Source organism: Clostridium saccharobutylicum DSM 13864, assembly GCF_000473995.1.
GTDB classification, from domain to species: domain Bacteria; phylum Bacillota; class Clostridia; order Clostridiales; family Clostridiaceae; genus Clostridium; species Clostridium saccharobutylicum.
This window is the reverse complement of sequence record NC_022571.1, coordinates 3,681,190-3,694,404: the sequence shown is the minus strand read 5'-3', so window position 1 is coordinate 3,694,404 and position 13,215 is coordinate 3,681,190. Positions and strand designations below refer to the sequence as shown.

Sequence of the window (13,215 nt, the reverse complement as noted above, 5' to 3'; positions counted from 1 at the left end):
GATTGGTTATTATATATATTTTGCGTTACTAAATTTGGATAAGTTTAATTTTTATAATTGAATTTATAGATAATTTTTATAATACAAAGGAGGTAGAAATGATTAATAAGAGGAAGTGGGTAATTGCAATAGTTATTATCTTAAGCATATTTTCACTTGCGTTTTATGCTTATAAAATTAATGTCAATTCAAGAGGATATATTAATACGATGATAAACAAAATAGAAGGCAAAACATTAGATTCAAAATTTCAAACAAAGATTAAATCAGGAAATTTATCTACAGACTATAATATTGATCAAGTGCTTCAAGATATAGATAAACTTCAGCTAAATACTTTAAATGTTCCAGTAGTAATAAATATTGATAATAGAACTTCTAGTAATATGGCAATAGATAGTGGAAGTGAGAAGCGTGCTATAGAATTAATTAAAAAATTGAGATTTAAGAAGATAAATATAATATTAGAGCCTTATCCATGGATAGAAAATGGAAGTGTAGGGGAAACGGAATGGAAACCAGATGATTTAAATAACTTTTTTTATAATTGGAAAAATAATGTTTTGGCAAATTTAATCAAAGATGTAGCTGTACCGTATAATGTAGATGCATTAAACATGGGTACAAGTTTTGTATATATGGAGCAGGATGAAGACAGAATGTGTGATTTAGTTGATTATGTTCGAGCACATTATAAAGGACTAGTTACATATAGAACGAATTTTTGGATTACTGCACAAGATTTTGCACCCGAATTAACAAAGAAATATGAAGACAAATTGAATAATAAGATATTTTCAAAAGTAGATTTTATATCTGTAGCAGCATATTTTCAATTAACTAATAATGATACTAATACAGTAGATAATTTAGTAAGTGCATTACAAAGTACAGAAATATATAATAGAAAACAAAATGTAGAACAACAAATAAAGAATTTTTATGATAAATGGAATAAACCAATTTTCTTTGGAGAATTAGGATTCCCAAGAACTAATAAAGCATCAGTTGAGCCATATAATCCCTTAGTTTCTAATGTTGTTAATAATATGGAACAAGCAAACTGCTTTGAAGCATATAGAAGAGTGTTTGAAGATAAGCCATGGAATCTTGGCTTTTCTGTATTTGCTATAGGAGAAACTAGTTCTGATAAGATGTATTATCCTAGTGAAGAAAGTACGCAAATCATTAGGAATTGGTATTCTAATACAAATGTCCAATAGATTTATGTAGTAGCTAACTGGAATAGAGGTAACACTACACAAATGAATCACCTATATTTCTACTTTTGGATATATATTCAAAGCATAAGTGTGAGGTATAAATTGGATATCTATATAGAATTCCTCATTGAGAATTTAATATATAACAAACAGAGAAATATGTATCTAATTTGGGCTTAGATTCACATAAGCTCTATTCACATTGTAAAACTCTATGTAGATAAATAACTTTGAATTTAGACTTATATGATAACTTGCAGAGAGAAGCTGTATTCTTTTTATCAGTTGCTATAAATGCAACACTACGAAAAAGAATACAGCTTCTTTCTAGTTGAGATATATTATAATGCATAAGTCTAAATCTCTATAAAAATTAGTTAATTAATTCAACGATACCAAGTATTATGAGTAGTAGACCTGAAAATAATGCTGCATATTTTCCACAAAGTTTTCCGAGAACATGATTACCTAGGGATTCCCCAAATAAAAGTATAAAAAGACTCAATATAAATGTAGATACTACGGTAAGTTCAATACTAACACCTGTTATGCTTGCAGCTAGCCCAGTACCCATGTTATTAAAAGTCAGACCAATTGCTACAAAAAAAGCTTCTTTAATACTTATACTTCCAGAGTTATCTAAGTCAGATTTTTCTGCATATTCAATCATATCTGTAACATCTTTTAAAGCGAGCTCTTTTGAATTATTGTTATTTCTAAGTTTTAGTATACTTTCAATTGAAAAATATGCTCCTAATATAATAATAATTGTAGCACCTATTATATTAGCAAAATAGAGTGGTAAAAATGTTGTTATATAAGCTCCTATTAACATAGATAAAAGTGTTCCGATAGAAGTTACAACTGCAATTACAAGATTGGCAATCATTCCTATTTTTATTTTTTTTATTCCGTAAGCTATTCCCACAACTAAATTATCTAAATTAGATGAAAAACTATATAGTAATGCTGATAAAAATAATATCATATATGTTCCTCCTTTTACATCCATACTTTAATATATGGAGGTAAATTAATAAGGTGATTGAGAAGCTTTAGATAAATAAGATGGAATTTAGAGCTCTGTGATAGCAAACTGAAAGAAGGAGAGATGTTTTAATTATTTAAGATAAAAGATAATTGACATTATTTGGTGATTCAGTTGTAAGGTGTGTTATAATTTAGAAAAATATGTAATTGATGTTTTTTAGGCAATAATTAATGGATTTATAATTTAGATTATTAAATTAATATATTATTAAGTTATTAAAATTATAAAACTTTATTATATTGTAAGTGTATAAGGATTTGAATAGGGCAGATTTAATAAAATATCTTAGGGCAATTAATCATTCAATTTAGAAGGTGAAAATAATGAAAATTGTAGTAATATATAAGTCAAAAACAGGTTTTACGAAGAAATATGCAGAATGGATATCTAAAGAGTTGAAAGCAGATATATTTAAATCATCAAAAGCAACCAGGGAAATGCTTAATGAGTACGATACCATAATTTATGGTGGAAGCTTATATGCTTCAGGTGTTATTGGTATAAAACTAATAACAAAAAACTTTGATAAGCTTAAGAATAAAAAGATAATAGTTTTTGCAACAGGGGCATCATCATCGAAAGAAAATGTAATAAATGAAGTTAAAGATAAAAATTTTACACCAGAGCAGCAAAAACACATCAAGTTTTTCTATTTTAGAGGTGGATTTAACTATAATGAATTAAATTCTTTTGATAAATTTCTTATGACACTTATGAAGAATAAGATAAAGAGCAAAAAGAAGGAAGACTTAACAGATGAGGAAAAAGAGATGCTTGATGCATATGATAATCCTGTAGATTTTACAAATAAGAAGTATATAGAGAAATTAATAGATTATGTAAATTCGTAAAATTAAAATTATTTAAATATAAATTGCTTCTTGATTGCATGTATTTTGGTACCAGAATGAGAATAATTGAATAAAATAAATGAGATGAGTAATTTTATTTTGTTTTTTATAAATTTTGGGAGTTTAATATTTTATGATTAAAAATCAAAATACATCAAAATTTTGAATTATATTATTATACTTTAAAAGGCGTATTTAAAATCAATAAATATATGAAAACTATAAAAATATTTTTATTTATTTAAATAAAAAGGGTGGGTGAATTTGAGTGGATGACTATCTGTCCCAAAAAAATTATAAAAATTTAATATTAAAAAAGGGAAGATTAAGTCCTAATACTCGTCTAACCTGATTTAATAATCTTCCCTAAAAATGGAGGGAGATTATTATGTTTACATTGCCATTTAAAAGTGATAAAAAGAATGATGTTACTTTGATGAAACTAAATTCAGAAGTAAAGATTATTGAATTCAATGGACTTAAATGGATTGATATTATAAGACCTACCGAAAAAGAGATTACAATGCTTGAAGACATGTATGACTTCCATGAACTTCTTTTGGAGGATTGTATGACTGAACATCAAAGATCAAAGATAGATTCTTATGAGGACTATAGTTTTATTGTTCTTCATCTTCCAAGATATAAAAAAGAACTTTTCAGACTTGATTCTGAGGAAATAGATATATTTATAGGTCATGATTATCTTGTAACCCTTCATGAAGGAGAGCTTAAACCGTTGGTTAAGCTAGCACGAAAATGTCAATTAGAAGAATCTGTGCGAAAAGAGTACATGGAAGAAGGGTCAGCTTTATTACTCTATGGAATAACTAAAACGTTATTTGATTATTGTTTTCCTATGCTTGATAAGATTGGAAATAACGTCAATGAAATTAACAGACAAGTCTTTTCTAATCGTTCAAAATCAATGCTTGAAACAATATCTAGAACTAAAATGCAAATAATAAATTATAGAAGTGTAATTAAGCCATTAAGGCCTGTTATGATAACACTGGAAAAAGTTATTGAAAAATATCTTCCTAAAGATATGGATTTATACTTTGATGATATTACTGATAAGATAGAAAAAATATGGGACATGTTAGAAAATTATAAAGAAGTTATAGAATCGGCAGATAATACATTTGCAGCACTTACTAATCATACAATTAACAGTCTTATGCGTACGTTTACTATTATTCAAGTTGCTATATTACCTATGACTCTTGTTAGTGGACTTTTTTCTATGAATGTGCAGGGAATTCCGATGCACGATTATGAGTTTGCATTTTGGATTGTTTTTGGAATGATATTTATTCCAACACTATTTATTGGCGTCATATTACTTCTTAAAAGAGATAAGTGGTTTTGAAAAGAATTATAGATATCCAAATCAAGACTTTAGATTTATGTGGTGATTTACCGAAATAATATATATATTTGTTCCATCGGACTTATGAAATTTTCGCTGGAAGATTCTAAATGGGAGCTTGTGCCCATTTCCGCATGTTCCAAATATTCATTTTGACAAGCAGTAAATGTAACAAGCTCCAATTAAAAATCTTCAACAGCTCAATTTCAAATGCTTCTTTCACAAATATATATATGATTTCTAGTGGAGATATTAATCACAAATAAGTTGAGTTCTTAAATTGTATATCTATATAGATAAACAATTTAATTTTTAGATTTATGAGATAGTTAACTTTGTATGAACTATTTGGTAAAATGAGCTACGAGCCAGAAGACCTTCTAATAACTTTTTAGATATAAATGATTTCTGAAGATATATACATATATCTAAATAAGTAGTATTTTAGAACTTTAGTAGAATCACTATTAACTATATTTATGCTTTAAAATAGAAAGAAATGGTGCTCTTTTGTTGAATGTTACATTGATAAAAGAACTGTAGGATTTCTTCAGCATAAGTTATTCTATTTTTGCTTGTCATTAACTTGTTTAAGGAACATGCTGGAGTGGAATAACTTATGCTGTTAGAAATCCACAGTACGTTTATCTAGTGACTGAAACAATAGAGCACCATTTCTTTTGGTAAGTTACCACATATTTTATTTATAACTAATTCAAAACATGCACGTTATTAGAAGTATTAATTTTTTCTTCTACTATTTGTCCATCTTTTATTTGTATTATTCTTTGTGTTTCATTTGAAAGCTCTTTGTTATGAGTTATTAGAACTATAGTTTTTCCTTGATTTTCATGAATCTTATGGAATAAGTTCATAACTAATCTTCCAGTATTAGAATCAAGAGCACCTGTTGGTTCATCTGCAAGTATAATTTCAGGGTCATTTGCAAGAGCACGTGCAATTGCAACTCTCTGCTTTTGACCACCTGATAACTCATTTGGAAGGTGAAACATTCTATCATCAATTCCGACTAGTTGTAAAAGTTCTTTGGCACGGTTTCTTCGTGTTCTTTTATCTACGTCAGCATAAAGCATTGGTAATTCAACGTTTTGTATTGAGTTTGTTCTAGGTATCAAGTTGGAAGATTGAAACACAAAACCTATTTTTCTATTTCTTATTATAGATAAATCTTTATCACTAATTGTCCTAATATCTATACCATCGAGAATATATTGACCTGAGGTTTGTCTGTCAAGGGCACCTATAATATTCATTAATGTACTTTTTCCAGATCCAGATTCACCAACAATAGATACGAATTCCCCCTTTTTTATATTGATATTAATATTTTTAAGGATGTTCAATTGGTTCGGCTTTCCAATGTAAAAGCTTTTGGTGATGTTGGTCATTTCAATTACATTATTATTCAACAAATTCCCTCCATTTTATTGTATCAATAAATTAACTCTATTTTATTCATATGATTATATATAAAGTAAGTTTCTAACTTTGCATTATTTATTTAATACTAATTTTAAAATTACAAAAGCTGTTAATTATAAAGTGTGTTATAATAAGAGAAAATTTAAAAATATTATAAAAAATAAATTATGATTGTTTGTTTATCTATATTAAGAGGTAAAATTATAACTAAGTAATAGCTAAGAGATGCATTAGTAAGAGAGGAGAAATATATGAGTTGTATAACAATAGCAATAATTTTTATCTTGCTTGGATTTATTTTAATAAAGTATCCGCCAAAAGAGATAAATGGTATTTACGGATATAGAACACCTTTATCAAAGAAAAATCAGGATACTTGGGATGTAGCACAAAAATATGGTGGAGTTAGTATGTTGATACTTGGAATTGTTAATGGCATTTTTGGAATTTGGGCAATTATTCAACCAATAGCTATCAATAATGAAATTGTACAACTAATAGTTATATTAATAGGCGTTATAATGATGATTGTTGTGGATGAAATGCATTTAAGAAAACTATTTAACAAAGATGGAAGTAGAAAAAATAATAGTTAAGTATTTTACATATTAAAAAAGAGAAATAATTATTTTCTGCATCAATATATTTTTCATTCACTGTATCAGTCATAGACATCTGATGATGCAGTGAATTTCTTTGTTAACAAAAAATATTATTAAAATCGTAAATTAATTATTTCTATATATTTAATATAAAATTGCATCTTATGATCTAATAAGGCTATTCAAAATCATTCCAATGACTACAAGAAATATTCCGATTAAGCCAAGAAATGTTGGAATTTTATCATGAAAAATAAATACTCCTCCAAGTAATGTGAATATTACTTCACCGGATTGTGTTGATTCTATTACAGCTAACTTATGAGTATTGCTGCTTACTATATCAGTTGCTTTAAAAAATAGTATTGTAGCAATAATTCCTGAAAAAACAGCAACTATTAAAGATTGAACTACTTGTCCTTTACTTGGTAAACCAACAGATAATATGCCGAATGTTGATATTATTATCCAAAATGGCATACTGCATAGTGTCATGCCAAATACTCTTTGAAATGTATTAAATCTGTTATCACAGACCTCCATCATTTTGCGATTACCAAGTGGATAAGAAAATGCAGCTAAAATAACAGGGATAATTCCTAAAAGTATTTCTGATAAAGATAGATATTTTGAATCTTCAAAGTGCATTAAAAATATGCCCAGCAAAATTATTGAAGACATAAGTAGAGATTTTTTAGGAATTTGATTTCTTGTTTTGGTAATTCCATTTTTACTATTGACAGTTCTATAGAATAATGGAGACATAAGTGCACCTGCGACTATAGTTATTTGCCAAGTACCAGCAACTAACCATGAAGCTCCATACATAGAAGCAAAACTCAAAGGAGCATAAAATAATCCAAAGCCTACTGTGCTCCAAGCTATCCATTTAAATGGTTTTTTTATTATATCATTTAATACATGAAATAATTGATTTTTTATAATCATGATAATAAATAAAATTGGTAACATAAAAATGTATCTAAGAGATGAGCTCCAAAGCCAGCTGCCACCAGAAATATTCATTTGTTGATTAAGAATAAAAGTAAATGCAAAAAAGAAAGATGCTGCGATTCCTAATATAAATGCTTTTACCATTTTAAAACTCCTTCATAATAAAAATAAACAAAATAAATTGTATATGTTATATTATACAAGCGTATGTTATATTACACAATAGTTGAATGAAAATATGTTATAATATACAAAAGCTATAAATTAAAGGGGATAAGTTATGAAGGATTTGAATTTAATCATAGGCAATAAATTAAAAGAGATACGTAATAAAAGAAACTTAAGTTTAGATGAAGTTAGTAAATTAACTGGAGTAAGCAAGGCGATGTTAGGTCAGATAGAGAGAGGTCAGTCAAATCCTACAGTATCTACGTTATGGAAAATTGCAACTGGCTTAAAAGTATCATTTTCATTATTCATTGATGAAAATCAAGATGATTTAAAAGTAATAAATCAAAATAATATTGATCCAATAATAGAAGATGATAATAGAATGAAGTTGTATCCTATATTTCCATTTGATGTGAAAAGTGGGGCTGAAATATTTACTATAGAGTTAGAAAGTAATTGTAATCATATATCTACTCCTCATAGTGAGGGTGTTGAGGAATATATTATAGTCACTGAAGGTGAAATCGAAATGGATATAAATAATAGAAAATTTGTATTACAAAAAGGAAATTCAATTAGGTTTATGGCGAATCAACCTCATTCTTATATGAATACAAGTCAAAATAAAGCTGTATTTCAAAATATAATACGTTATTTAAAATAATTTGGGTACATGAAAGAAAATAAAAATGAATATTAAAAAAATAAATCAGATATATAAAGTAATTGCTTTTGATGTCTGATTTTTAACGTTTAGAGGATAAAACATTTACATAACTTATGTATTATGCAAAAATGTGAGTGTACAAATCTAGAGATGTATACTTTTTGAAATTTAAAATATTCTTTAAAGAAATATATAATGTATTAAAATTTAATATAGCAATTTTGTGTAAGTATTATCACACTATATATAATAATTTTATGTAATCAATTTATATTATGAATTTAAAATAAAGATTATGAGGAGAGTATAAAAATGAGGAAGGTTAAAAATAAGATTATAATGGCAGGTTTATCCTTAGGAATATTAGCAACAACATTAGGTTCAGTATCAACTACAGTTTATGCAGCTAGTAATGTCAATGCGTCTTATACAACTAGTAATGGAATTATAACAACTAAAGTTAATGGTAGTGATTATAAAACTACTAATGATAATAATATCTATGGCGATATGAAAATAGATATTAATGTATTAGATATTGCAAATAAGATAGAGAGTATGATGAAGAATAGAAATTTTAACGGAAATAATGCAGCATATTGTAAAGGTCTTATGGAAAGTGCATTTTATGCAGCTAATAGTCAATACAATGTAGTTGTTATGGATTTGTCACAAAAATATAAATGTAATATTTCTAATATAAAATATTATGGTACTTATCAATATGGAGGAACTAAATTTGGTGTTTGGGTTTTCTCAAAATTACAACCTAAGGGATCGTATTTTGAAAATGATGGAAGAAGAGGATGGGACCACTGGGCTTGTGAAGGCTGGCAAACACAAAGTGGTAATGTTATGTGGTATAACAAATAATATATATTTAATAGCTAACCTAAATAGAGATGATGTATTTATTTAGGTTACTGAAAATTTTGATAGATCTCAATTTATGTGATGAATGTATTAATCTATGATTATATAACATTAGAAAATTGACCATATTATTGAATTATTATTCATGATATGGTCCTTTTGTTATATAAAAAATATTATATATATTGAAAATTGAAATCAACATTAAAACTAAGTACTATCTTACTAAATCCATGAATAAATAATTTTGCAATATATATATTAAATTAAATTAAAAAAATATTCTTAATAAAGAAAATAAAATATAGAACTATATATTGATTCTAATGAAAAAACAATGTTATTAGTATAAAAAGAATATTTTTAACAATTAAAGTGAAAAAAATAAAAAAAGAATGAATTATTAGATATAATTTCTTTTGATGTCTAATTCTTTGCGTTTAAAGAAATATGCATTTACATAAATTAATTATTATGTGAAGATATAGTTGTACAATAACTATTTGATTATTTTTTCTTTTAATATCAAGTATTAACAAGTTCTAGTTTAATTAATGAAGTATTAATATTAGCTTAACTTAAAATCTATATTATGTTCTTTAAGAAGCTAAGGATATAGATATGATTTAATAGAATTAAATTTAATTTAAAAATATATTTTGAGTATTAACGTTAGTAAAATATATTATTTTCAGTATAAGTAATTAAAATAGTTGGCATTAATTTATATATTTAATACATTTTAATTATTGTACATGTATTATTTATGAAAGAAATTTATAATCAAATTAGATTTAGTATATTTAAAAGTTTAGTTTATTGTACAAAGCTCACAAAGTGGTCAAGCTAAATTTAAGATTACTATGTGATGTATATAATATTTAATTTGACAGCATTAGCTTAAGCATAAATATAATGAAATTTGTGGGGAGAGTGTAAAAATGAAAAAAGTTAGAAGTAAAGTAATGACATTATGTTTATCTTTGGGAATTTTAGCAGGTACTGTAGCAGCACCAACTGCAGCTTTTGCAGCTACTAACAATGCAACTTATAAAGTTAGCAATGGTATAACAACAGATTCTGCTGATAGCATTAAAGGTACTAAGGGTACAAACACTAGCACTGACAATATCTATGGAGTTAGTAAGGCATGGGCTCCAGGTGTGAATTTTAATGTAAATGTAGATGTATTAGGGATTGCTAATAAAATAAGTGGAGCAATAAACGCTAGAAATTTCAATGGACAAAATGCGGCATTCTGTAAGGGCTTAATGGAAAGTGCATTTTACGCAGCTAATGGTCAATATAATGTAGTTGTTATGGATTTATCTCAAAATTATAAACATAATATTTCAGGCGTGAAGTATTTTTCGACTTGCCAATATGGTGGAACTACATGGGGTGTTTGGGTATTCTCAAGACAACAACCTAAAGGTTCATATTTTGAAAATGACGGAAGAAGAGGCTGGGACCACTGGGCTTGTCAAGGATGGCAAACACAAGATGGCAATGTAATGTGGTATAACAGATAAATTTCATGTAAAAAATATTTAAATTTTTCTTTTCCTTTTTATAATATTCGTTCACATATTTATTCCATATTATAAAATAGAGACTGTTACACAACTAAAAAATTAGTTGTATAACAGTCTCTTTTTTTAATACCAACATTTAATACGATACCTAAAGACATAAAATTTGCAAGAATTGAGCTTCCAACATAACTCATGCATGAAAGTATAATTCCTGCAACTGGCATAAGCCCAATAGTCATGTTAATATTTTTAAAGATTGAAAACAAGAAACCAGATGCTGTGCCAATGCAAATGAGTTGTCATAATTATATAATAAAAAACAATGTAAAAAGCTTATTATGTAACTAACGCAAAAGCAAAGTAGGGTTAAGATATAATTAATAAATGGTTAATTGAACAACTATAAGAGAGGTTAAATATAATATTATAGGAGAGTAATTCATATACGTTACAAAATCTAAATAAGAAAAATTTAGCATTAAGATTAGTATGGAATATTCCTTGAATAATAAACCTGAGATGTAAGGTACAGTATGATTATTGTTTTAAGGAGAATATTCACTACATTATGCATTAATAACTCTTAATTATATGTTTGAAGGAAGGAAAACAATGTATTCAATTAAAATCTATCTTAGTAATGGTGTAATAATTGACTTTACATGTGAGCAATATGAGGTGACAAAAAATAGATTAACAGGAGAGGTATCAGGATATAGATTTGAAAATGCAAGTAAGTGCATTGCTTTTTTAGATATGTCACAAATTACAGCTATTACAGCTGAGAAAATTTAACGTTAGCCACATTCAAAAAAATAGCAAGTTCATTTGTTGGCCTATTTTTAATCATATTAAGTAGCAAATTGGACTTGTTATTTATTTTTATGTACCTTATAGGGTTCCACATTGATAGCAAGACATATAACTTGCTGCAAGTTCAGAAATATCAGTTATTTTTTTATTTTATAAGTTTGAATCTCAACGAGGAACCCTATATAGATAAACAACTTGAAATTTATAGATATTATTATAGATTACCAAAAGTAAAGGTGCTTTATTGCTTGATTACTATAAAATAAGGTTATGGATTTTTAAAAGTAGAAGTTGCACACATTTTTTCATGTTTCTTAGGCAAGCTGTTGACAAGCACAAATTTAACAATTCCTACTACTATATGTTTATTAAATTATAAAGTAATCTTTAATGTTTGGAAGGTTAATAAGAGTGAATAATTGCATAATACTTAATTTACCTAATATGCTATAATGACAATATGTTTAAAAGCATATTTTTTAGAAATAAATAATTTTATAATATAAATCAATAAAAAAAGAAGGTAGGGAGAAAATGAATTGGACTGAATCAATAAAGAGTTATATGCCTTTTAATGAGCAAGAGAATAAGGATAAAGAAATAACAATAAAATATTCAAATATGTTTGATGATATATTAACTAGAAATAATGAATTAATACATGTTACAAGTTCTGGATTTGTAGTCAACAAAGCAAGAGATAAAGTTTTAATGGTACATCATAATATATATAATTCATGGTCATGGACAGGTGGGCATGCAGATGGTGATAAAGATTTACTATCAGTTGCAATTAAAGAAGTTAAGGAGGAGACTGGAGTAAAAAATATTGTTCCAATTAGTGATAATATCATATCTTTAGATATTTTACCTGTATTAGGACATATAAAAAACAAAAAATATGTAGCACCACATTTGCATATATCAATTGCTTATTTAATTGAAGCAAATGAAAATGAAATACTGGTTGTAAAGCCGGATGAAAATAGTGGTGTTAAGTGGATACCAATAAGAGAAATAGATAAGTATTCTAATGAATTGCATATGAAAAAAGTATATAAAAAAATAGTATCTAAAATCGAAACATCGTAAATAAAATTGTTTATATATTAAAAGAAGTTATAAAAATAAAGTGAAGTTTAAAACAAGAGCAAATTATTCATTATTTTTGATTAAAGCAAGGAAGTAGAGGAGATATTATGAGTATAAAAATGATGCACCATGTTTGTATACAAACAGAAAAATATGCGGAGTCACTTGAATTTTATATTAAAGTTTTGGGATTTGAATTAGTTAAAGAAACTGAAAATTTTCATAATCGTGATTACAATACATGGCTGAAATTAGGATCGTTTATGATTGAATTACAAACTTCTAAAAAGGGAGAAAAATTAAAGAAGTGGGACTCATCAAATGAAGGAATAGTACATATGTGTTTTTTAGTTGATGATGTTAAAAAAGAATTTGAGAGAATAAAAAATTTGGGTTATGTTAATTTTAAAATTAAAAATGGGAAAGAGATATATAAAGTTGAAGACGGATATTTATTAAAAGTTAAGGCTCCTGAAGGTACTGAAATTGAAATGAGAGATACACAGATATAGGATTTTAAGATAATTATGGATATAAAAATTAAGTCTTAGAGTTAAGTGATAGATAA

General features: G+C 26.5%; 13 protein-coding genes and 1 pseudogene. 10 read left to right on the top strand and 4 right to left on the bottom strand.

What is annotated here, in order from left to right; genetic code table 11:
- Positions 1-101: 101 nt before the first annotated feature.
- Positions 102-1,223 (top strand): glycoside hydrolase family 113, encoded by a 1,122-nt coding sequence (locus tag CLSA_RS16080; RefSeq protein ID WP_041716705.1) that lies wholly within the window; start codon positions 102-104, stop codon positions 1,221-1,223.
- 373 nt (positions 1,224-1,596) lie between these two features.
- Here CLSA_RS16080 and CLSA_RS16075 read toward each other — a convergent pair whose 3' ends face one another.
- Positions 1,597-2,211: a manganese efflux pump gene (locus tag CLSA_RS16075; RefSeq protein WP_022747454.1), complete on the bottom strand. Its 615-nt coding sequence runs from the start codon at positions 2,209-2,211 to the stop codon at positions 1,597-1,599.
- Between the two features lie 386 nt (positions 2,212-2,597).
- On the opposite strand from CLSA_RS16075, the gene CLSA_RS16070 reads away from it, so the two are divergent.
- Together CLSA_RS16070 and CLSA_RS16065 are read left to right on the top strand one after the other, a co-directional pair.
- Complete coding sequence (locus tag CLSA_RS16070; protein WP_022747453.1) at positions 2,598-3,125, top strand: flavodoxin domain-containing protein; 528 nt, start codon at positions 2,598-2,600, stop codon at positions 3,123-3,125.
- A gap of 388 nt (positions 3,126-3,513) precedes the next feature.
- Positions 3,514-4,497 (top strand): magnesium transporter CorA family protein, encoded by a 984-nt coding sequence (locus CLSA_RS16065; RefSeq protein WP_022747452.1) that lies wholly within the window; start codon positions 3,514-3,516, stop codon positions 4,495-4,497.
- 710 nt (positions 4,498-5,207) lie between these two features.
- Here CLSA_RS16065 and CLSA_RS16060 read toward each other — a convergent pair.
- A complete protein-coding gene (locus tag CLSA_RS16060; protein WP_041716303.1) occupies positions 5,208-5,927 on the bottom strand; it encodes an ABC transporter ATP-binding protein in 720 nt (239 codons plus the stop codon).
- Between the two features lie 264 nt (positions 5,928-6,191).
- Between CLSA_RS16060 and CLSA_RS16055 the strand changes: the two genes are divergently transcribed.
- Positions 6,192-6,536 carry an SdpI family protein gene (locus tag CLSA_RS16055; RefSeq protein ID WP_022747450.1) on the top strand — a complete coding sequence of 115 codons (345 nt, stop codon included), beginning with the start codon at positions 6,192-6,194 and terminating at the stop codon, positions 6,534-6,536.
- Positions 6,537-6,704: 168 nt separating this feature from the next.
- Here the strand turns inward: CLSA_RS16055 and CLSA_RS16050 are convergent, their stop codons facing one another.
- Entirely contained in the window at positions 6,705-7,640 is a 936-nt protein-coding gene (locus CLSA_RS16050) for a DMT family transporter (protein ID WP_022747449.1), read from the bottom strand.
- Positions 7,641-7,776: 136 nt separating this feature from the next.
- Here CLSA_RS16050 and CLSA_RS16045 point away from each other — a divergent pair, with 136 nt between their 5' ends.
- From CLSA_RS16045 to CLSA_RS22195, 3 genes are all read left to right on the top strand, one after another.
- Positions 7,777-8,331, top strand: a complete 555-nt coding sequence (locus CLSA_RS16045; RefSeq protein WP_022747448.1) for a helix-turn-helix domain-containing protein — start codon at positions 7,777-7,779, stop codon at positions 8,329-8,331.
- 315 nt (positions 8,332-8,646) lie between these two features.
- The gene (locus CLSA_RS16040; protein WP_022747447.1) at positions 8,647-9,207 is read left to right on the top strand and encodes a hypothetical protein; all 561 of its coding nucleotides are present in this window, start codon (positions 8,647-8,649) and stop codon (positions 9,205-9,207) included.
- Between the two features lie 941 nt (positions 9,208-10,148).
- Entirely contained in the window at positions 10,149-10,739 is a 591-nt protein-coding gene (locus CLSA_RS22195) for a hypothetical protein (RefSeq protein ID WP_022747446.1), read from the top strand.
- A gap of 86 nt (positions 10,740-10,825) precedes the next feature.
- On the opposite strand, the pseudogene CLSA_RS22610 reads toward CLSA_RS22195, so the two are convergent.
- A pseudogene (locus CLSA_RS22610) lies at positions 10,826-11,041 on the bottom strand (FtsW/RodA/SpoVE family cell cycle protein); the annotation flags it as partial.
- 313 nt (positions 11,042-11,354) lie between these two features.
- Between CLSA_RS22610 and CLSA_RS16030 the strand changes: the two are divergent.
- The 3 genes from CLSA_RS16030 (at position 11,355) to CLSA_RS16020 (ending at position 13,159) form a co-directional block, all read left to right on the top strand.
- Positions 11,355-11,537 carry a hypothetical protein gene (locus CLSA_RS16030; protein ID WP_022747444.1) on the top strand — a complete coding sequence of 61 codons (183 nt, stop codon included), beginning with the start codon at positions 11,355-11,357 and terminating at the stop codon, positions 11,535-11,537.
- A gap of 552 nt (positions 11,538-12,089) precedes the next feature.
- Entirely contained in the window at positions 12,090-12,647 is a 558-nt protein-coding gene (locus CLSA_RS16025) for an NUDIX hydrolase (protein WP_022747443.1), read from the top strand.
- Positions 12,648-12,754: 107 nt separating this feature from the next.
- Positions 12,755-13,159, top strand: coding sequence for a VOC family protein (locus CLSA_RS16020; protein WP_022747442.1), 405 nt, complete (start codon positions 12,755-12,757; stop codon positions 13,157-13,159).
- The last annotated feature ends 56 nt before the right edge of the window (positions 13,160-13,215 follow it).

Excerpts from the sequence above, each read along its gene's own strand:
- CLSA_RS16075 (WP_022747454.1), bottom strand. The coding sequence starts at position 2,211 with ATGATATTATTTTTATCAGCATTACTATATAGTTTTTCATCTAATTTA.
- CLSA_RS16070 (WP_022747453.1), top strand. The coding sequence starts at position 2,598 with ATGAAAATTGTAGTAATATATAAGTCAAAAACAGGTTTTACGAAGAAA.
- CLSA_RS16065 (WP_022747452.1), top strand. The coding sequence starts at position 3,514 with ATGTTTACATTGCCATTTAAAAGTGATAAAAAGAATGATGTTACTTTG.
- CLSA_RS16055 (WP_022747450.1), top strand. The coding sequence starts at position 6,192 with ATGAGTTGTATAACAATAGCAATAATTTTTATCTTGCTTGGATTTATT.
- CLSA_RS16050 (WP_022747449.1), bottom strand. The coding sequence starts at position 7,640 with ATGGTAAAAGCATTTATATTAGGAATCGCAGCATCTTTCTTTTTTGCA.
- CLSA_RS16045 (WP_022747448.1), top strand. The coding sequence starts at position 7,777 with ATGAAGGATTTGAATTTAATCATAGGCAATAAATTAAAAGAGATACGT.
- CLSA_RS16040 (WP_022747447.1), top strand. The coding sequence starts at position 8,647 with ATGAGGAAGGTTAAAAATAAGATTATAATGGCAGGTTTATCCTTAGGA.
- CLSA_RS22195 (WP_022747446.1), top strand. The coding sequence starts at position 10,149 with ATGAAAAAAGTTAGAAGTAAAGTAATGACATTATGTTTATCTTTGGGA.
- CLSA_RS16030 (WP_022747444.1), top strand. The coding sequence starts at position 11,355 with ATGTATTCAATTAAAATCTATCTTAGTAATGGTGTAATAATTGACTTT.
- CLSA_RS16025 (WP_022747443.1), top strand. The coding sequence starts at position 12,090 with ATGAATTGGACTGAATCAATAAAGAGTTATATGCCTTTTAATGAGCAA.
- CLSA_RS16020 (WP_022747442.1), top strand. The coding sequence starts at position 12,755 with ATGAGTATAAAAATGATGCACCATGTTTGTATACAAACAGAAAAATAT.